The organism is Dyadobacter sp., from assembly GCF_039919315.1.
In the GTDB taxonomy this organism is placed as follows: domain Bacteria; phylum Bacteroidota; class Bacteroidia; order Cytophagales; family Spirosomataceae; genus Dyadobacter.
In genome coordinates this window covers 63,214-80,866 of sequence record NZ_JBDSFX010000067.1, presented here as the reverse complement: position 1 = coordinate 80,866, position 17,653 = coordinate 63,214, and the positions used below count along the sequence as shown (strand labels likewise).

The window sequence follows — 17,653 nt, the reverse complement described above, 5'->3', positions numbered from 1 at the left end:
CCTTAAAATGAACAAAAGTGCTCACAGCGGGCTGTCCCGCTGCGCTACTTTTGTCGACAATTAATTAAATAATATCTGGAAAAAGTGATGAAGCGATTCTCGCAAGAGGAGGTAAAGTTACGCCCAAATTAAATCTTGTCAAATTGACACTTAGAAAACAAACCAACTAGGATCTCATGATTAAATCTAATTCAAACATCAAATCATACAGACAATGCATGAACGTTTATTAACCAAAAATACGCTGGCCAGGATTCTGGGACTTTCTGGTCTTCCTATTCTGCTGCTCGGAGGCGCTTCGATGGATGCAGTTGCCGGCAGCGCGGCATGGGCCGATTACGGCACCAGGCACAGGTCAGCACCAGCGGCTGAAATTGAGGTTTCCGGCAAAGTCACCGGCCCGGATGGTGAACCGCTACCTGGCGCCAGTGTCCTCATCAAATCAACAACAAGAGGCACGAGCGCGGATCAGAATGGGAATTTCCGGCTGACCGTTCAGGATGCAAATGCAGTTCTGGTTTTTTCGCTTGTAGGTTACGCGCCGAAAGAAGTGCTCGTAGGCACGCAGCAGATCATCAACGTAACATTGGCCGTTGATAGTAAGACGCTTGAAGAGGTGGTTGTGGTGGGTTATGGAACGCAGCGGAAGCGGGATGTGACGGGTTCAGTTGTTTCGGTCAGTGAGAGCACATTGAAAGAAGTGCCCGCGCCGAACCTGGTCAATCAGTTGAAAGGCCGCGCGGCTGGCGTCTCGATCATCAGTAACGGAAGCACGCCCGGTTCGCAAGGGCAGATCAGGATCCGCGGTAACCGTACATTGACAACCAGTTCAGGATCGAGCGACGGGCTGGATGGTCCGCTCGTGGTGGTGGACGGGATTCCATTTGGCGGTTTAAATGACATTAACCCGGACGATATTTTAAGTTTGGAAGTTTTGAAAGACGCCTCCGCGACAGCGATATACGGCTCTCGCGGAGCTGGCGGCGTGATCCTCGTAACAACCAAGAGAGGAAAAATAGGCAAGCCCGTTTTCAGTTACGACGGCTATCACGGACAAACGCAGGTAATGGGCAAATTCAATGTCATGAATGGGCAGGAATATGCACAGTTCAAAGCCGATGCAGCGAAATACAACCGGACAGCGCCGGGCACATCGGGCTATTTGTTAACCCAAAAAGAGCAGGAGGCGCTTGACAAAGGCGTGTCCACGGATTGGCAGGATTTGATTTACAAGCCGGGTTTCATGACCAATCACCAGCTGGGCTTGCAGGGCGGTGTTGAAAACACGCAATACTCGCTGGGTCTGGGTTATTTCAATGAAACAGGGATCATTCCAAACCAGAGTTTTCAGCGTTTCAACCTTCGGGCCACCATTGACCAGAAGATTGGTAAAAATATCAAAATCGGGCTTAATACACTGAATACGCTAGCCTACACGAATACGCCAGGTGGTGGCGGCGTCCCGGGAGGATTGGTGCGGCTGACCCCGCTGGCATCACCTTACAATGCAGACGGAACGGTTAATGTTTTCCCATCCGAAGGTTCCATTGATGCGGCAGGCGTGAGTCCGTTGACGATTATGTCCAAAGAAGACTCGTATCTGGGACGCACACGGTCGCTGAGGACATTCAATAGCCTTTATGCGGAGGTCAATATTCTGCCGGGATTGAAATACCGTTTCAATGCGGGTTTGAATTTCAGCCAGTCCAATTACAATGGTTACAATGGCCCGCTGACTTATTTCAACACGGCCACCACGCAGGCCGGATCCACAGCCGAGATCAGCAACACCGAATATTGGGACGTGAACCTGCAACATCTGCTTTATTTTGATAAAACATTTGCAGGCAAGCACAAACTCGGTGTTACCGCGCTTTACGAATACACAAAAAATCACTCACTGGGAAGCCGCTTTACAGTAACGGGTGTGCCTGCCGATTATATCAAAACTTCCAATTTCTCCCTCGCATCGGGCCAGCCAGTCGCGCCGTCTGATTTTGGTAACTCATTTTCGGAAACGGGGCTGCTATCTTACATGGGAAGGCTTAATTATAGCTATGCTGACAAATATTTGCTGACATTGACATTGCGTCGGGATGGTTCTTCGACATTGTCTCCGGCTAATCAATATTTCAATTATCCTGCGATCGGCTTAGGCTGGAATGTCGTGGAAGAAGGTTTTATGAAATCTGCTCCATTCATTTCTAACCTCAAACTGCGCGGTGGATGGGGGATTTCCGGAAACCGAAATGTAGGGGCTTATTCAACTTTGGGTGCTTTATCAGCAGGTTACTACAACTTCGGATTGGGCACAGCCGGGCAGCAACTTGCTTACACGGTTACCAGTTTGCCATCGAGCGACCTGAGCTGGCAATCAACTTCGCAGGTGGATATTGGAGTTGATTTTGGTCTGCTGAACAACCGCATTACTGCTTCGGTGGATTGGTATCATCAAAAAACCAAGGACATTCTGCTATCCGTGCCGCTTCCTCCCAGCAATGGTGCCGGTTCGACTCTGAAAAACCTGGGTAGAACAGAAGGTAAAGGGTTAGAAGTGGCCGCGACTTTTGAAATTGTGAGAAAACCGAAAGGATTCAATTGGAGCATTGACGCGACTTATTTCTTTAACCGAGAAAAAATCACGCAGCTGACCACACCGGATGAAAAATCGAACCTGGGCGCGGGATGGTTTGTAGGACAGCCGCTTTCAGTGATTTTTGATTACAAAAAATTAGGAATCTGGCAAACCGCCGATGCAGAAAACGGGACTCTGGCAAAGCAAACTTCGCCGGTTCAGTTCGCAGGACAAATCCGTGTGGAAGATTTGAATGGGGATAATAAGATCGACGCAAACGACCGCCAGATCCTGGGCAATTTCCAGCCAAAATGGGAGGGAGGATTGACAAGCCGTTTTAGCTTCAAAAATTTCGATGCGTCCGTGGTGACCTATGCACGGATGGGTATGAAAGTGCTTGTGCCTTATCTGACGGGTAACTCCACAGGTTCAGGAGGTTTTGCATTCTTTAATCAAAGCCGGGTAAATCAGGTAAAAACAGATTACTGGACCGACACCAACCCAACCAATGCATTCCCTGCTCCCGATGCCAGCGGCGCTGTGGCCAACTTTGGTTCAACATTGGGTTACTACGACGGCTCATTTATCAAATGCCGAAGCATTAACCTGGGCTACACATTTGAAAGTAATTTGATTAAAAAAATCGGCGCTGCTTCGGCACGGATCTACGTCAACCTAACCAATCCATTTATCATTTACTCACCATTGGTGAAAGACGACCTGGCCGTTGACCCCGAAGGGAACAGCTATGCCACGGGTCAGTCTACGCTGAACCCGCAAGGTGCCAGCGACCGCGGCGCGCCGGAGCGTCAGATTTCGGTAAACCTGAATTCTCCGCCGGTAAGACAATTCACTGTGGGCGTTAACCTTAAATTCTAATCCGACTATGAAATCTATAAAAAATCTGATCACAGCAGCCTTAATCGCTTCCCTGAGTACAGGTTGCGAAAAAGTGCTCGAAGAACATCCGCAATCACAAATCGTTCCATCCTATTTCAACAGCCCGGCAGGTGTGCTTGGCGGGATAGCCGGGGTTTATAACGACATCCGCGGCCAATGGGGAACCGAAGGTTTTACTGTGGAAATGCAGGCCGGGACCGATGAGTTTATCCAGGGTGTTAATGGTGGCGGAGGTTCCGCTTATACTTATAATGGTCTCAATAGCAGTAACTTCGGTTCTGCCTGGGGTGTAGCATTTCAGGACATCAATACATTAAACGGCGTGCTGCAATACGGCGCGACCATTGATTTGCCGGAAGCCACGCGAAAGCAATATCTGGCGCAAGCTAAGTTTTTAAGAGCATTCTGGTACTTCTATCTCGTGCAAACCTGGGGTGATGTGCCGCTTCACACAGAATTCATCACAGTGCCTTCGCAGGCTGCATCGCGCCAGCCAGCAGCGGACGTGTATGCGCTTATCATTCAAGACTTAACAGAAGCGGCAGCCGATCTGCCGAATCAACCTACTGCTCCATTCCTGGGCAAAGCGGCAACCAAGCCCGTGGCGCAGCTGTTGCTCGCCAAAGCATATTTGACGCGTGGCTGGCTAAACAATACAGCTGCCGATTTTACTCAGGCAGCAACCATTTGCGACGACATTATTGCAAAAAAAGCAGATTATGCACTGGACTTATGGCAGGATTATGGTGATGCTTTTGTGCCCGCAAATGATAATGGCAAAGAAACTATGTTCGTAAGTGACCACGTGCTGGACCCGAAATATGGCTATTATCAGGTAGGCGGACAGGCTGGGGGAGGTGCGGCGCAAAACCTGAGTCCTTGGTTTACCAACTGGAATTACCCCAATAACAGCGGGATTAACTCGATTAAAAATGCAGCTGGTGCGTTTGTCAATAGCGGAACTTCCGGCATGCTCCGTGATTCGTATTACGGCCGTCCATATGTGCGGATGCGTCCGAATTCTGACAAGATCGCAAATGGACCGCGTGCCGGCAAAAACTATTTCCTGGATCAGGCATTTACCAACCGCAATGTGGATTCGCGTTATGCCAATTCGTTTTACACCGTGTATATTTCCAATACTGCTGTAAAAAATGAGGCAAATACTACCAATAACCTCCGCGGGATTGCCTATACAACGGTGCCCGGCGCGGATACTGCCGTTTGGCTGCCTGATTATGAAGTGCCAGGCGCACCGCAATTTGTAGGTAAACGGCCGTTCAAGGGCATTGTGGTGCCGCCAAGTCTTTGGAACAATGGTATTTTCCCGGCTTTGAAAAAATTCATGGACCCAAGCCGTGGCGCTAATTTCAATGATCCTTCCACGCGTCCTGCGGTTCTATATCGGTTCTCGGATGTGTATATGACGGGCGCTGAGGCTTATTTTAAAGCTGGCAACAATGCAAAAGCAGCCGCATTGATCAATGTGGTAAGGCAGCGCGCCGCCTTCAAAAAAACCAATTCTACCGCTGAAAATGCTGCTGCAGCAACAGCCCTGACCATCACCGCAACCCAGGTAACCCTGGATTTTATCCTCGACGAACGCAGCCGCGAATTCTTTGGAGAATGGCAGCGCTGGCATGATCTCGTTCGGACGCGCTCGCTGGTGCGCCGCGTACAGGAATGGAACCAGGAGGCTGCGCAGTACGTGAAAGATTTCCATATGCTCCGCCCCATTCCGCAATCGCAAATCGACCGGGTCGTAGATGGGCCGAAGTTTCCGCAAAATTCCGGATATTGATAAATAATGAAATGATGACACGACGCGGCACTTTCCAGGAAAACCCATTGACGCAAAGTGAGGGTCAGGGAACTGCTTTGGGACAGCAATGGCAATATCAAAACGATTAATCCATAAAAGGAATCGCGTTACAGCAGCACGATGGGTTGCTGTAACGCAATTTTCTTGACTTTAATCAAGAAATAATTTTGTTTTTTCTAAAAAACCTCATAGCATTGTATTTCTTAAAGTGTCATACTGACACATTAAGGAAAATTAATTTCAGTTTTTATATGAGGAAAATTTTTTGCCTGTTATTTCTGGCAGTTACGATTACAGGTCACGCACAAACATCGCGGACACAAAAACTTTGGTATAACCAACCTTCCGGCAAAACCTGGGAGAACGCATTGCCTGTGGGAAACGGCAGGCTCGGAGGGATGGTGTATGGTAATGTGGTGAATGAGACGATCCAGCTCAATGAGCATACATTATGGTCAGGCGGCCCGAATCGCAATGATAACCCGGAGTCGCTGACCGCTTTGCCTGAAATCCGGAAATTGATTTTTGATGGAAAGCAAAAGGAAGCTGAAAAGCTCGCTAACAAAGCCATTATCACTAAAAAGTCGCACGGACAAATGTTTCAGCCACTCGGTGACTTGCGGCTTAACTTCCAGGGACACGAAAATTTTTCCAACTATTACCGCGAGCTCGACATTGAACGCGCAGTTGCCAAAACCACTTACCAAGTCGACGGCGTCAATTACACCCGCGAAGTCCTCGCGTCCTTTCCGGACCGTGTGATCATCATCCGATTGACAGGCGATAAGCCGGGTAAGCTCTCGTTTGACGCTTCCTATGTGTCTTTGCACAAAAATAAATCCATTAAAACAACAGCCTCGAAAGAACTTACTATTTCCGGAACGGCTGCGGATCATGAAGGTGTAAAAGGAATGGTTCGCTTCAAGGGAATTGCCAAAATAAAAACAGAAGGGGGCACTTTGACTGCTAATGATACATTATTGACTGTCAGAGGAGCCAATGCAGCGACCATTTACATTTCTATTGCAACCAATTTCAAAAACTACAATGATGTAAGCGGAGATGAAAATGCGCTTGCTGCCTCCTATTTGGATAAAGCATTTTCAAAATCTTACACTGCCATTCTAAATTCGCACATTGCAGCTTATCAGAAATATTTTAAAAGGGTCAAATTTGATCTTGGCACCACAGCCCTTGGCAACTTACCCACGGACGAAAGGCTGAAAAACTTCCGTAATGTCAATGACCCTGAATTGGTTACGCTATATTATCAATATGGTCGCTATCTATTGATTTCCAGCTCGCAACCCGGCGGTCAGCCTGCTAATTTGCAAGGGATTTGGAATAATAAAATGATGCCACCCTGGGATAGCAAATACACGATCAACATTAATGCACAGATGAATTACTGGCCCGCAGAACGCACAAATCTCAGCGAGCTGCATGAGCCTTTTTTGAAAATGGTTGAAGAACTTTCGCAAACCGGAAAAGAGACGGCCAAAACCATGTACGGCGCCAGAGGCTGGATGGCGCATCATAACACAGACATCTGGCGGGCAACGGGCGCCATCGACGGCGCATTCTGGGGAATGTGGATTGCAGGCGGCGGCTGGACGAGCCAGCATTTGTGGCAGCACTATCTCTATCATGGCGACAAAGCGTATCTGGCCAAAATTTACCCGATCCTAAAAGGTGCAGCCACATTCTATGCTGACTTTTTAGTGGAACACCCCAAATATAAATGGTTAGTTGTAAACCCGGGAAGCTCTCCCGAAAATGCCCCGGCAGCGCACGAAGGCTCCTCACTGGACGCCGGAACGACGATGGATAACCAGATCGCATTTGACGTTTTTAGCAGCACAATCCGCGCGGCCGAAATTTTGAAAAAAGATGCAGCATTCACGGATTCGCTCAAACAAATGCGCAAAAGCCTGCCTCCGATGCACGTAGGCCAGCATGGACAGTTGCAAGAATGGCTCGACGACGTGGACGATCCAAATGACCATCACCGCCACGTCTCGCATTTATACGGCTTGTTCCCTTCGGATCAAATCTCAGCTTACCGCACGCCGGAATTGTTTTCCGCAGCTCGCACCACATTGCTGCACCGCGGCGACGTTTCCACGGGTTGGAGCATGGGCTGGAAAGTGAATTGGTGGGCCAGATTGCAAGACGGTAACCATGCATTTACATTGATCAAAAGCCAGCTTTCGCCATTAGGAACATCCAAGGAAGGAGGAGGAACTTACAACAACCTCTTCGATGCACACCCGCCATTTCAGATTGACGGCAACTTCGGCTGCACATCGGGAATTACGGAAATGCTCATGCAAAGTGCGGATGGATCTGTGCATTTGTTACCTGCATTGCCAGATGTTTGGCAAGCTGGAAACATCGGCGGATTGCTTGCGCAGGGTGGTTTTGAACTGGTGAATATGGAATGGAAAGCAGGGAAGCTGACCAAGATTGAAGTCAGATCAAAACTTGGCGGAAATTTAAGGTTGCGCACGCCTGGTGAGCTGAAATCGGCTGATGGTAAGTCGGTGAGAATTGCTTCTGGTGTGAATGCAAATGCATTTTACCAAAATGAAGCCGTGGCTAATGCGGTCATTTCTTCGAAAGTGAATCCCACTGCATTGAATCTGAAGCAAACATTTCTTTATGACATTCCAACACAAGCTGGCAAGACGTATGTATTTGTTGGTCAATAAGTTAATATCAATCATAGATTAAGGTCAATTTATATGATCAAACATTTTCTCTCCGCAACATTAGTTGCATTTTTATGCTTTTCAGAGTCCGTGTCTGCCCAGACGACCAAGCTGGTGAATCCGATTTTAACGGGTTTTTATCCTGATCCGAGCGTAGTGCAGGTTGGAACCGATTACTATTTGGTTAACTCGACATTTTCCTACTTTCCCGGCATTCCGGTTTTTCACAGCAAGGATCTGAAAAACTGGAAGCAGATCGGGAACGTGATCGATCGGTCTTCACAAATGGATTTTATGGGCGAGAAATTGACAAGAGGCCTTTTTGCGCCTGCTATCAGCTATCATAAGGGCACTTTTTACGTCACTTGCACGGACATTGATCATGATGGAAATTTTGTAGTCACCGCCAAAAATCCAGCCGGTCCGTGGAGTAACCCTATTCGAGTTCCGCAAGCGCGTGGCATTGATCCGTCGCTGTTTTTTGATGAGGATAATAAAGCTTACATCATTTACAACAGCGACGCGCCCGACAGGAAACCGTTATATTCCGGTCACCGAACAATCCGCATTTATGAATTGGATCCGGCCACATTGAAAGTCATTGGGGAGGAAAAACAATTGGTGAATGGCGGCGTTGATTTGAGCAAAAAGCCTGTCTGGATCGAAGCGCCACACATTATGAAGCGGAATGGCTGGTATTATTTGTATGCGGCAGAAGGCGGAACTTCGGTGAACCATACGGAAGTTGTTTTTCGCAGCAAGTCGGTTTGGGGCCCATTTATTCCTTATGAAAACAATCCCATTTTAACCCAAAAAGGGTTGCAAGATGACCGTAAAGACCCGATCACTTCCGCTGGTCATGCGCAGTTTGTGGATGGTCCTGACGGGAAAACCTACGCCATTTTCCTGGCTGTGCGTCCCTATGAAGGCAATTATTACAATACCGGCCGCGAAACATTCATCGCGCCCGTGGAATGGAAAAACGACTGGCCGGTAATCAATCCGCCAAAAAACAATGCTGAATATGAATTTACTGTCAATTACAAAGAAGTAAAACAAAAAGACGCACTTCCGCAGGCCGGCAATTTTGAATACACATTAACATTTGACAAAAAGTTGGACCCGGCTTTACTTTTCATGCGCAACATTGACAGTAGTTCCTTTTCATTGTCAAAGCAAAACGGCTTAACCATGAAGTTGAAGCCTGAAACCATCATGGAATTGGGCAATCCTTCATTCATTGGAAAGCGCCAGCAGCATTTATACTGCACCGCCGAAACGGAACTCGATTTTTCTCCAAAATCAGAAAAGGAAAAGGCAGGTTTGACGATTTTCCAAGACGAATCTCACTTTTACTTTTTGAGCAAATCAGTTGAAAATGGAAAACCTTTTGTGCAGCTTCTCAAAAGCGGTGCGGATGGACAAAGTATGGAGCTACTTGCTAAACAGCCGGTTGCAGATGCTTCAAAATCAGTCAAACTGCGCATTGTTGCGGCGGGTGGTTTTTACAGTTTTTATTTTTCCAAAGGCGCTTCCTGGGAATTACTTAAAGACAAAGTCGATGCCAAATTCCTGAGTACAGAGGTGGCAGGCGGTTTCATTGGGTGCCTGTTTGGCATGTATGCTACTTCCTCCGGCGTGCCGACAACCAATGCTGCTTCTTTTAAATATCTGAAATACAGCGGCAATGATCCTATGTTCAAAAACAAGTAAGTATGTTATGCAAAAGCCAATTTAAGAATCTGAACATTTAGAACTGATCGGGCCCACGGAATAGGAAAGTAGCGCTTTTCGCTATTAACAGATAGCCAACAGCTGGTTTAGGTGTTTTGCAGATCAATTAAATGATACAAGTATGCTTAGAAATTGTCTTGTCTTTATTCTTTCCGCATGCGTTTCCCTCGGTGTCTTGGCACAAAAAGCGAAACCGATACGCGTTTTGATCGTGGATGGGTTCAGTAACCACGACTGGAAACAAACCACTGCCGTAACAAAATGGATACTGGAAGAAAGCGGGCGGTTCCTAGTGGAGGTGAGCACGGTTCCCGCGGATAGTTTGGAAAGGAGTGCATGGAACCCGGATTTCACCAAGTATGCATTGATTGTTCAGAATACCAACAACATTCAAAATCCCAGTCTGCGCTGGTCAAGGCAAGCCGAAAAGCAATTGGAGGAATATGTGAAGAACGGCGGCGGTTTGTACATTCTTCATTCAGCTAACAATGCATTTCCTCATTGGAAAGAATACGACAAAATGATCGGACTGGGTTGGCGACGTGCTTCCGAGGGATATGCGTTGGAAATTGACGCAGCAAAAAGCATCACCCGGATTGCACCGGACGAAGGAAAAGGGACGGGCCATGGCGACAGGTTCAACGCATTGATCCAAGTCATGACACCACACCCGATCAATAAAGGATTTCCCAATCAGTGGCAGACGGCTAATACGGAAGTTTACTATTTCCCTCGCGGACCGGCAGAAAACATTACCGTGCTTTCGTGCGCTTTTGATAGCACGAGTACTAAAAGGACCTGGCCGGTGGAATGGGTTGTGCAATACGGTAAGGGACGGGTTTACAATTCGAGTTTGGGGCATCTTTGGAAAGGTGAAAGTTACCCTCCTGCTTATCGCTGCATTGGTTATCAGACGACGGTTATCAGAGCAGCAGAGTGGCTGGCGACAGGCAAAGTAACGTTCCCGGTTCCTTCCAATTTCCCAACAGCTGTGACGCAGAGTCTGCGCCCGGAAGATTCTTTCAAAATGCCTTAGGATAGCAGAAACAACCAATAAATGCTGGACCAATATCTTTCTTAAAGTAAATTTTAAAAAAACGAGGGTCTTTTTACCTGCAAACGGATGCGCATTGTAAAGTTTTTATTGTTACTGATCTTCTTTTCCGGCCAGGTCTCCGCCCAAGTCCATTTGCCCAGGCTGGTCTCGGACAATATGGTGTTGCAGCGCGATCAGCCAGTAACGATTTGGGGATGGGCCGGGCCGAAGGAAAAAGTAACCCTCACATTCAAAGGCAAAAGTCGAAATGCCGTGACGGGTGCGGATGGCAAATGGGAAATCCTGCTGCCTGCGCAACCTTCCGGGACGGGTTTTGAGATGCTGGTTAAGGGCAAAAATCAGATTAAGATAAAAAATATTGCTTTTGGTGATGTTTGGCTATGCAATGGTCAGAGCAATATGGTTATTAAAATGGAGCGGGTGAAGGAACGGTTTCCAGACGATATTGCCAACGCCAGCTATCCCGATATCCGCAATTTTTTCATCCCCACATCAACCGATCTAAACGGCCCGCAACAAGATTTCCCCAACGCGGAATGGAAGGCAGTGAGTCCCGGCGAGGTGCTCAATTTTGGCGCAGTGTCCTACTTTTTTGCCAGAGACCTTTACGATCAATACAAAGTGCCGATCGGCATCATCAACAGCTCAGTAGGAGGTACGCCCATTGAAGCCTGGATCAGCGAAGGTGGTTACAAAGATTTTGCTGACATTCAAAAGGTTATCAATCAAAATAAAGACACTTCTCACGTCGCAGCCAGGAAGCAAAGCACTTTGGACAACGCACCAAAGCAGCCTAAGTCAACCGATTTGGGATTATCGGAGCATTGGGAAAGCGAAGCCTATCAGCCGAAAGGATGGCGGAACTTCAGCATTCCGGGTTACTGGGAAGATCAGGGATTAAAAAACCTGGACGGCGTCGTATGGTTTCGCAGGGAATTTGAAGTGCCCGAAAGCTGGGTCGGGAAGCTGGTGAAACTTTATATGGGACGCATTGTGGATGCAGATGAAATGTTTGTCAATGGAAAAAGCATTGGCCGGGTTACGTATCAATATCCACCCCGACGCTATGAAATTCCGGCTGATTTGTTGAAAGCGGGCAAAAATACATTTGTGATCAGGGTTACCAATACTGCTGGCAAAGGAGGCTTTGTGCCGGATAAGCCTTATTTCATGGCAAATAATGATCAGCAGATTGACTTGAAAGGAACCTGGCAGTATAAGGTGGGCCAGGTTTTTCAGCCAGCGAAAATGACGGAAACTAAACAAGCTCCCTTTGTCGCCCAAAACCAGCCTGCCGCACTTTATAACGCAATGATCGCCCCAGCGATGCCGATGAAACTGAAAGGTTTTCTTTGGTATCAGGGTGAATCTAATGTGGATCATCCGGATGCGTACAAAACGCTGTTGCCCGCACTGATCCACGACCGCCGCAGGCTTTGGAAAGACGAGGATTTGCCTTTTCTGGTGGTTCAGCTTCCCAATTTTCAAGACATTGATTACACGCCCGCCGAGAGCAATATGGCATTGGTCCGGGAAGCGCAGAATAGTGCATTAACATTAAAAAACACCGCTGTAATTGTAACATTGGATCTGGGCGAGTGGAACGATATTCACCCGTTGAACAAAAAAGATATTGGAAAAAGACTCGCACTTTCTGCCAGAAACATCGCATATCGTGACAAAAGTGTAACTCACAGCGGGCCGACGCTTAAATCGCAAAGCATTGTCGGGGATAAGACTTTGCTAACGTTTGACAATGTGGCCGATGGCATTAAATCCACGGATGGCGAAGCATTGCGCTGGTTTGCAATCGCGGATGATGATCGAAATTTCGTTTGGGCAAATGCAAAAATCGTGGGAAAAGATCAGGTTGAACTGAGTAGCGAAACGGTGAGAACGCCCAAATACATCCGCTACGCCTGGCAGGACAATCCCGAAGGAATCAATTTTTACAATTCAGCCAACCTTCCCGCATCGCCATTTCGCACCGATGGCGAACAGCTTGATGACACCAAACCCTGGAAAGGGAAAAAATCCGCAGTTGTCTTGACTTACGATGATGCATTGCATGTTCATCTGGACAATGTAATCCCGGCGCTGGATTCGCTCAGCTTGAAAGGCTCGTTTTACCTAACCGCTTCATCCGATGCCGCCCGTAACCGGATTAAAGACTGGCGCGTGGCCGCTGCCAATGGCCATGAACTGGGCAATCACACGCTTTATCATCCCTGCGATGCAACCGGACCAGGCATGAGCTGGGTGAAACCTGAATATGATCTCAGCAAGTATAGCTTGGGGAGGATACAGGATGAGATCAGGATGTGTAATGCGTTTTTGAAATCGATAGATGGTTTGGATAAACGCACATTTGCATTCACTTGCGGACATAAAAAGGTGGCCGAGGGGGAGTTTATACAAACGCTTTCGGATGAATTCATAGCCGCGAGAGCGGTAAGACACGAAATGCGCAGGTTTGACGAGCAAAAACTGATGGATATTGACTGCTATTCCATGGTGGAACAGTCAGGGCAGGAGATGATCGAGCTGGTGAAGCAGGCGCAGCAGAGCGGGACGTTGCTTGTTTTTCTGTTCCACGGGGTAGGCGGGGAGCATGCATTGAATGTTTCCAGCCAGGCGCACAGCGAGTTGCTGCATTATTTGAAGGAAAATGAAAAGGAGATTTACGTGGACACAATGCGCAATGTCGCGGAGCATATTCAGCGCATGCAGAAATAATTTTTGTCAAAACACCCAAAATGACCAGACGCTGTTTACTCTTATTTTTCACCTGCATTTTGATAGGCCCAAAATCGTTTGCGGCTGATCCGTTGGCCTCTGATGGAGACGATGGGTACAGGTTATGGCTTAAATACGAGCCAGTTACCAATGTTTCTCTAAAATCGGAATATTTGAAATACACAACATTCATCGGTCAGCCAACGAAGGGTGAGATTGCGCAGAGTGCGTCCCGGGAGCTACAACTTGGATTGAAACAGCTTTTGGGGAAATCGATAAGTGTGACCAGCTCTTTTGCAGGTCGGTCCGGCGGAATTGTTTTTAAAATTGAGACGGGTGCAGATACTGCGCAGCTTGCCGAAGGCTATAAGATCCAGCTTTCGGGGGGGAATATTGTGGTTAGTTCAAAATCAGAAAATGGGATTCTGTATGGGACATTTGCCTTGCTGAGACACATACAAATACAGCAGACGATCAAAGGTTTGAGCATTGCAAGCAATCCGAAAGTACGTTACCGGATGCTGAACCACTGGGATAATCCGGATGGCACGATCGAGCGCGGGTACGCGGGACAATCGCTCTGGAAATGGTACGAACTGCCCGAGCGCGTAGACCCTCGCTACACCGATTATGCCCGTGCCAATGCGTCTTTGGGCATTAACGGAACTGTGCTCAATAATGTCAATGCCAGCGCAAGGTTTATGTCGCAGGAATACATTGTGAAAGTGGCCGCCATTGCCAGTGTAATGCGGAGATATGGGATCAAAACCTATTTGTCGGTATATTTTGCCGCCCCAAAAACCCTGGGCGGACTCACTACTTCCGATCCGCTGGACCCGCAGGTGCGCGCGTGGTGGAAAGAGAAGGTTGCGCAGATTTATAAAGAAATCCCTGATTTCGGCGGATTTTTGGTAAAAGCGAATTCAGAAGGAGAACCCGGGCCGCAGGATTACGGCCGCACGCATGCCGATGGCGCGAACATGCTGGCCGAAGCATTCAAACCTTATGACGGCATTGTGGTTTGGCGGGCATTTGTATACAAAGCCGATCCCAGTGCAGACCGCTTCAAAGCAGCGTATGAGGAATTTGTGCCGCTGGATGGAAAATTTGATCCCAAAGTAATCGTGCAGGTCAAGAATGGGCCCATTGATTTTCAGCCACGCGAGCCCTTTTCGCCGCTTTTTGGAAATATGCCGAAAACACCGCTAGGAATTGAATTTCAGATCACTCAGGAATATCTGGGATTTGCTACGCACGCTGTGTATGAAGCGCCGATTTTCAAAGAATGTCTGGATTCGGACACCTATGTGAACGGTGCGGGATCGACGGTAGCAAAGGTGGTGGACGGAAGTTTACACGGATATACGCGCACGCTCATGGCAGGGGTGGCCAATACGGGAAACAGCCGGAACTGGACGGGACATCCGCTGGCGCAGGCAAACTGGTATGCATTCGGAAGACTGAGCTGGGACCATCAGCTGAGTTCAGAACAGATTGCGCGTGAGTGGATTGCGCTGACTTTAACACGAAATCAAAAAGCAAGTGAGCACATTACAGCATTCATGCTGAGATCGCGGGAGATTTATGTTGATTACAACACACCGCTCGGACTTTCGCGTCCATGGATGGGCGTTCACTTTGCGCCGGAACCCTGGCAAAACAAAGGTTCACGTCCCGACTGGACCGCAGTATACTACCACCGGGCCGATTCTGTGGGCCTTGGTTTCGACAGAACTGCTTCCGGAAGCAATGCACTGACGCAATATCGGCCGCAGGCTCAGCAAAAATGGAACAACGCCGACAAAACGCCTCTGCCGTATCTGCTATGGTTCCATCATGTACGCTGGGACAAAAAGCTGGTTACCGGACGATCGCTTTGGGAGGAACTTTGCACCCGCCTTTACACGGGTTCAGATTCAGTCGTGTGGATGCAGCAGCAATGGGATCTTGCCAAAGCGAGTCTTGATCCGCAGGTTTATGCCGATGTTTCGGATCGCTTAAAGGTTCAGCGGCGGGAGGCGATCTGGTGGAGGGATGCTTGGGTGTTGTATTTACAAACTTTTGCCAAACAGCCCATTCCTTCGGGTTTTGAACCAACTAAGCAGACACTGGAAGATCTCAAGAAGTCTGTTAATGTCTATCTGATCAGATAGGCGAAGCATTTATTCATTTCTATTTTATTGCCAAAAACACTTTTCAATGAAGCAGTTACAGTTACTGGATTACGTTATCTTCTTTGTTTATTTCATCATTGTATCCGTTTATGGATACTGGATTTATCACCGTAAAAAAAGTGAATCTGCTTCGACCAAAGATTTCTTTCTGGCCGAGGGTTCACTCACGTGGTGGGCGATTGGCGCTTCTCTGATCGCTTCCAACATTTCTGCGGAGCAATTTATCGGCATGTCGGGAAACGGTTTTTCAATGGGTCTTGCCATATCCAGTTACGAGTGGATGGCCGCTGCGACGCTCGTGATCGTGGCGCTGTTTTTCATGCCAATCTACCTGAAAAACAACATTTTTACCATGCCTCAGTTTCTCAGCCAACGCTACAATCCGACCGTGAGTCTGATTATGGCGATATTTTGGCTGGGGTTATATATTCTGGTGAATCTCACTTCTATTCTCTACCTGGGCGCGCTGGCAGTATCCGGTATCTCAGGGCTGGATTTCAATCTGTGTATGTGGGGATTAGCCATTTTTTCGATCGTAATTACCATTGGCGGCATGAAAGTAATCGGCTTTACGGATGTGATCCAGGTATTTTTCCTGATCATCGGTGGTCTTGCCACCAGTTATATCGCTATCAACCTGGTTTCAGATAATTTTGATGTGTCAGGTCTGGTCAATGGCCTGAATGCGATGAGACAGCAACACGATGATCATTTCCACATGATCTTCAAAGAGGGAAGCACACATTACATGGAGCTGCCCGGACTGACGGTCCTTCTCGGTGGAATGTGGATCGTAAATCTGAATTATTGGGGCTGCAACCAGTATATTACGCAGCGTGCACTGGGAGCTGATCTCAAAACTGCACGTAACGGACTTTTGTTTGCCGCATTTTTGAAATTACTGATGCCGGTTATTGTCGTTTTGCCAGGTATTGCCGCCTATGCACTTTACAACCAGGGGCTTTTTCAGCAGGAAATGACCGAAAATGGCGTTATCGTAGCTGACAAAGCCTATCCCGTTCTATTAAATTTATTGCCAGCAGGATTAAAAGGGCTGTCTTTTGCGGCACTTACCGCGGCAATTGTTGCATCGCTGGCTGGCAAGGCCAATAGTATCTCGACGATTTTTACCCTCGATATTTTTAAGATATATATCGGAAAGAATAAAACGGAGGCGCAGCTTGTCACCCTTGGCAGGATCGTCATTGTGATTTCTATGATTTTGGCTATTCTGGTCTCACCCTACATGGGTATCGATAAGGCGGGCGGTTTTCAGTTCATCCAACAGATGACGGGCCTGCTCTCACCCGGAATTTTTGCATCCTTTATCATGGGGTTCTTCTGGAAGCGAAGCAATTCGGCAGGAGCATTGTTTGCGATTGTTGGCGGATTTATTGTGGCACTTTGCATGCACAACAACTGGCTTCCCTTTGCCGACTGGACGCAGGTTCCGTTTCTGGACAGGATGGGTTGGGTGTTTGTGATCTGCATTGTGGGTATGTTTGTATTAAGCATCATTTTGCCCGACGAGAAAAAGGGTCTTATAATTGATTCAACGATGTTTAAGGCACATACAGGTTTTGTAATTGGAGCCGCGATCATACTGATGCTCCTCATCCTGTTATATACTTTATTCTGGTAACCAGTGCATGTTGAATCGATCAGGTTTTTAAATTGGTGAATTGCCACATTACGTATTGGTCGCCCCAGGTATTGCAATGCTGCCGCATTTTTTTGCTTCTTTTTTTTACCTGGCAGCGAGCGACCTTCAAGCAGTTCTTTTTTTAGGTTTTGAATTTGTGCGGCCTGCATTTCAATTTCTTGGCTTACGATATAGGCCAGTGCCATGCTTATTTGTGATGTTATGGCTTGCATGAGTTCAGCATCAGCCAGGAGGTTATTGACGCCGACCCGCAATTCAGGTTGCTTAAAGCAGGCTTTCCA

The 17,653-nt window shown here is 47.7% G+C and carries 8 protein-coding genes; all 8 read left to right on the top strand.

Features of this window, described 5'->3' with window-relative positions; translation table 11 throughout:
- Nucleotides 1–214 precede the first annotated feature (214 nt).
- Nucleotides 215–3,454, top strand: a complete 3,240-nt coding sequence (locus ABIO93_RS18565; RefSeq protein ID WP_348070331.1) for a TonB-dependent receptor — start codon at nucleotides 215–217, stop codon at nucleotides 3,452–3,454.
- A gap of 7 nt (nucleotides 3,455–3,461) precedes the next feature.
- Entirely contained in the window at nucleotides 3,462–5,276 is a 1,815-nt protein-coding gene (locus ABIO93_RS18560) for a RagB/SusD family nutrient uptake outer membrane protein (protein WP_348070329.1), read from the top strand.
- A gap of 272 nt (nucleotides 5,277–5,548) precedes the next feature.
- Nucleotides 5,549–8,008 carry a glycoside hydrolase family 95 protein gene (locus tag ABIO93_RS18555; protein WP_348070327.1) on the top strand — a complete coding sequence of 820 codons (2,460 nt, stop codon included), beginning with the start codon at nucleotides 5,549–5,551 and terminating at the stop codon, nucleotides 8,006–8,008.
- A 33-nt stretch (nucleotides 8,009–8,041) separates the two neighbouring features.
- Nucleotides 8,042–9,721 carry a glycoside hydrolase family 43 protein gene (locus ABIO93_RS18550; protein WP_348070325.1) on the top strand — a complete coding sequence of 560 codons (1,680 nt, stop codon included), beginning with the start codon at nucleotides 8,042–8,044 and terminating at the stop codon, nucleotides 9,719–9,721.
- A 142-nt stretch (nucleotides 9,722–9,863) separates the two neighbouring features.
- Nucleotides 9,864–10,778 (top strand): ThuA domain-containing protein, encoded by a 915-nt coding sequence (locus tag ABIO93_RS18545; protein WP_348070323.1) that lies wholly within the window; start codon nucleotides 9,864–9,866, stop codon nucleotides 10,776–10,778.
- Between the two features lie 87 nt (nucleotides 10,779–10,865).
- A complete protein-coding gene (locus ABIO93_RS18540) occupies nucleotides 10,866–13,535 on the top strand; it encodes a sialate O-acetylesterase (protein ID WP_348070321.1) in 2,670 nt (889 codons plus the stop codon).
- A gap of 20 nt (nucleotides 13,536–13,555) precedes the next feature.
- Nucleotides 13,556–15,688, top strand: coding sequence for an alpha-glucuronidase family glycosyl hydrolase (locus ABIO93_RS18535; protein ID WP_348070319.1), 2,133 nt, complete (start codon nucleotides 13,556–13,558; stop codon nucleotides 15,686–15,688).
- A 46-nt stretch (nucleotides 15,689–15,734) separates the two neighbouring features.
- Complete coding sequence (locus ABIO93_RS18530) at nucleotides 15,735–17,351, top strand: sodium/solute symporter (protein ID WP_348070317.1); 1,617 nt, start codon at nucleotides 15,735–15,737, stop codon at nucleotides 17,349–17,351.
- The last annotated feature ends 302 nt before the right edge of the window (nucleotides 17,352–17,653 follow it).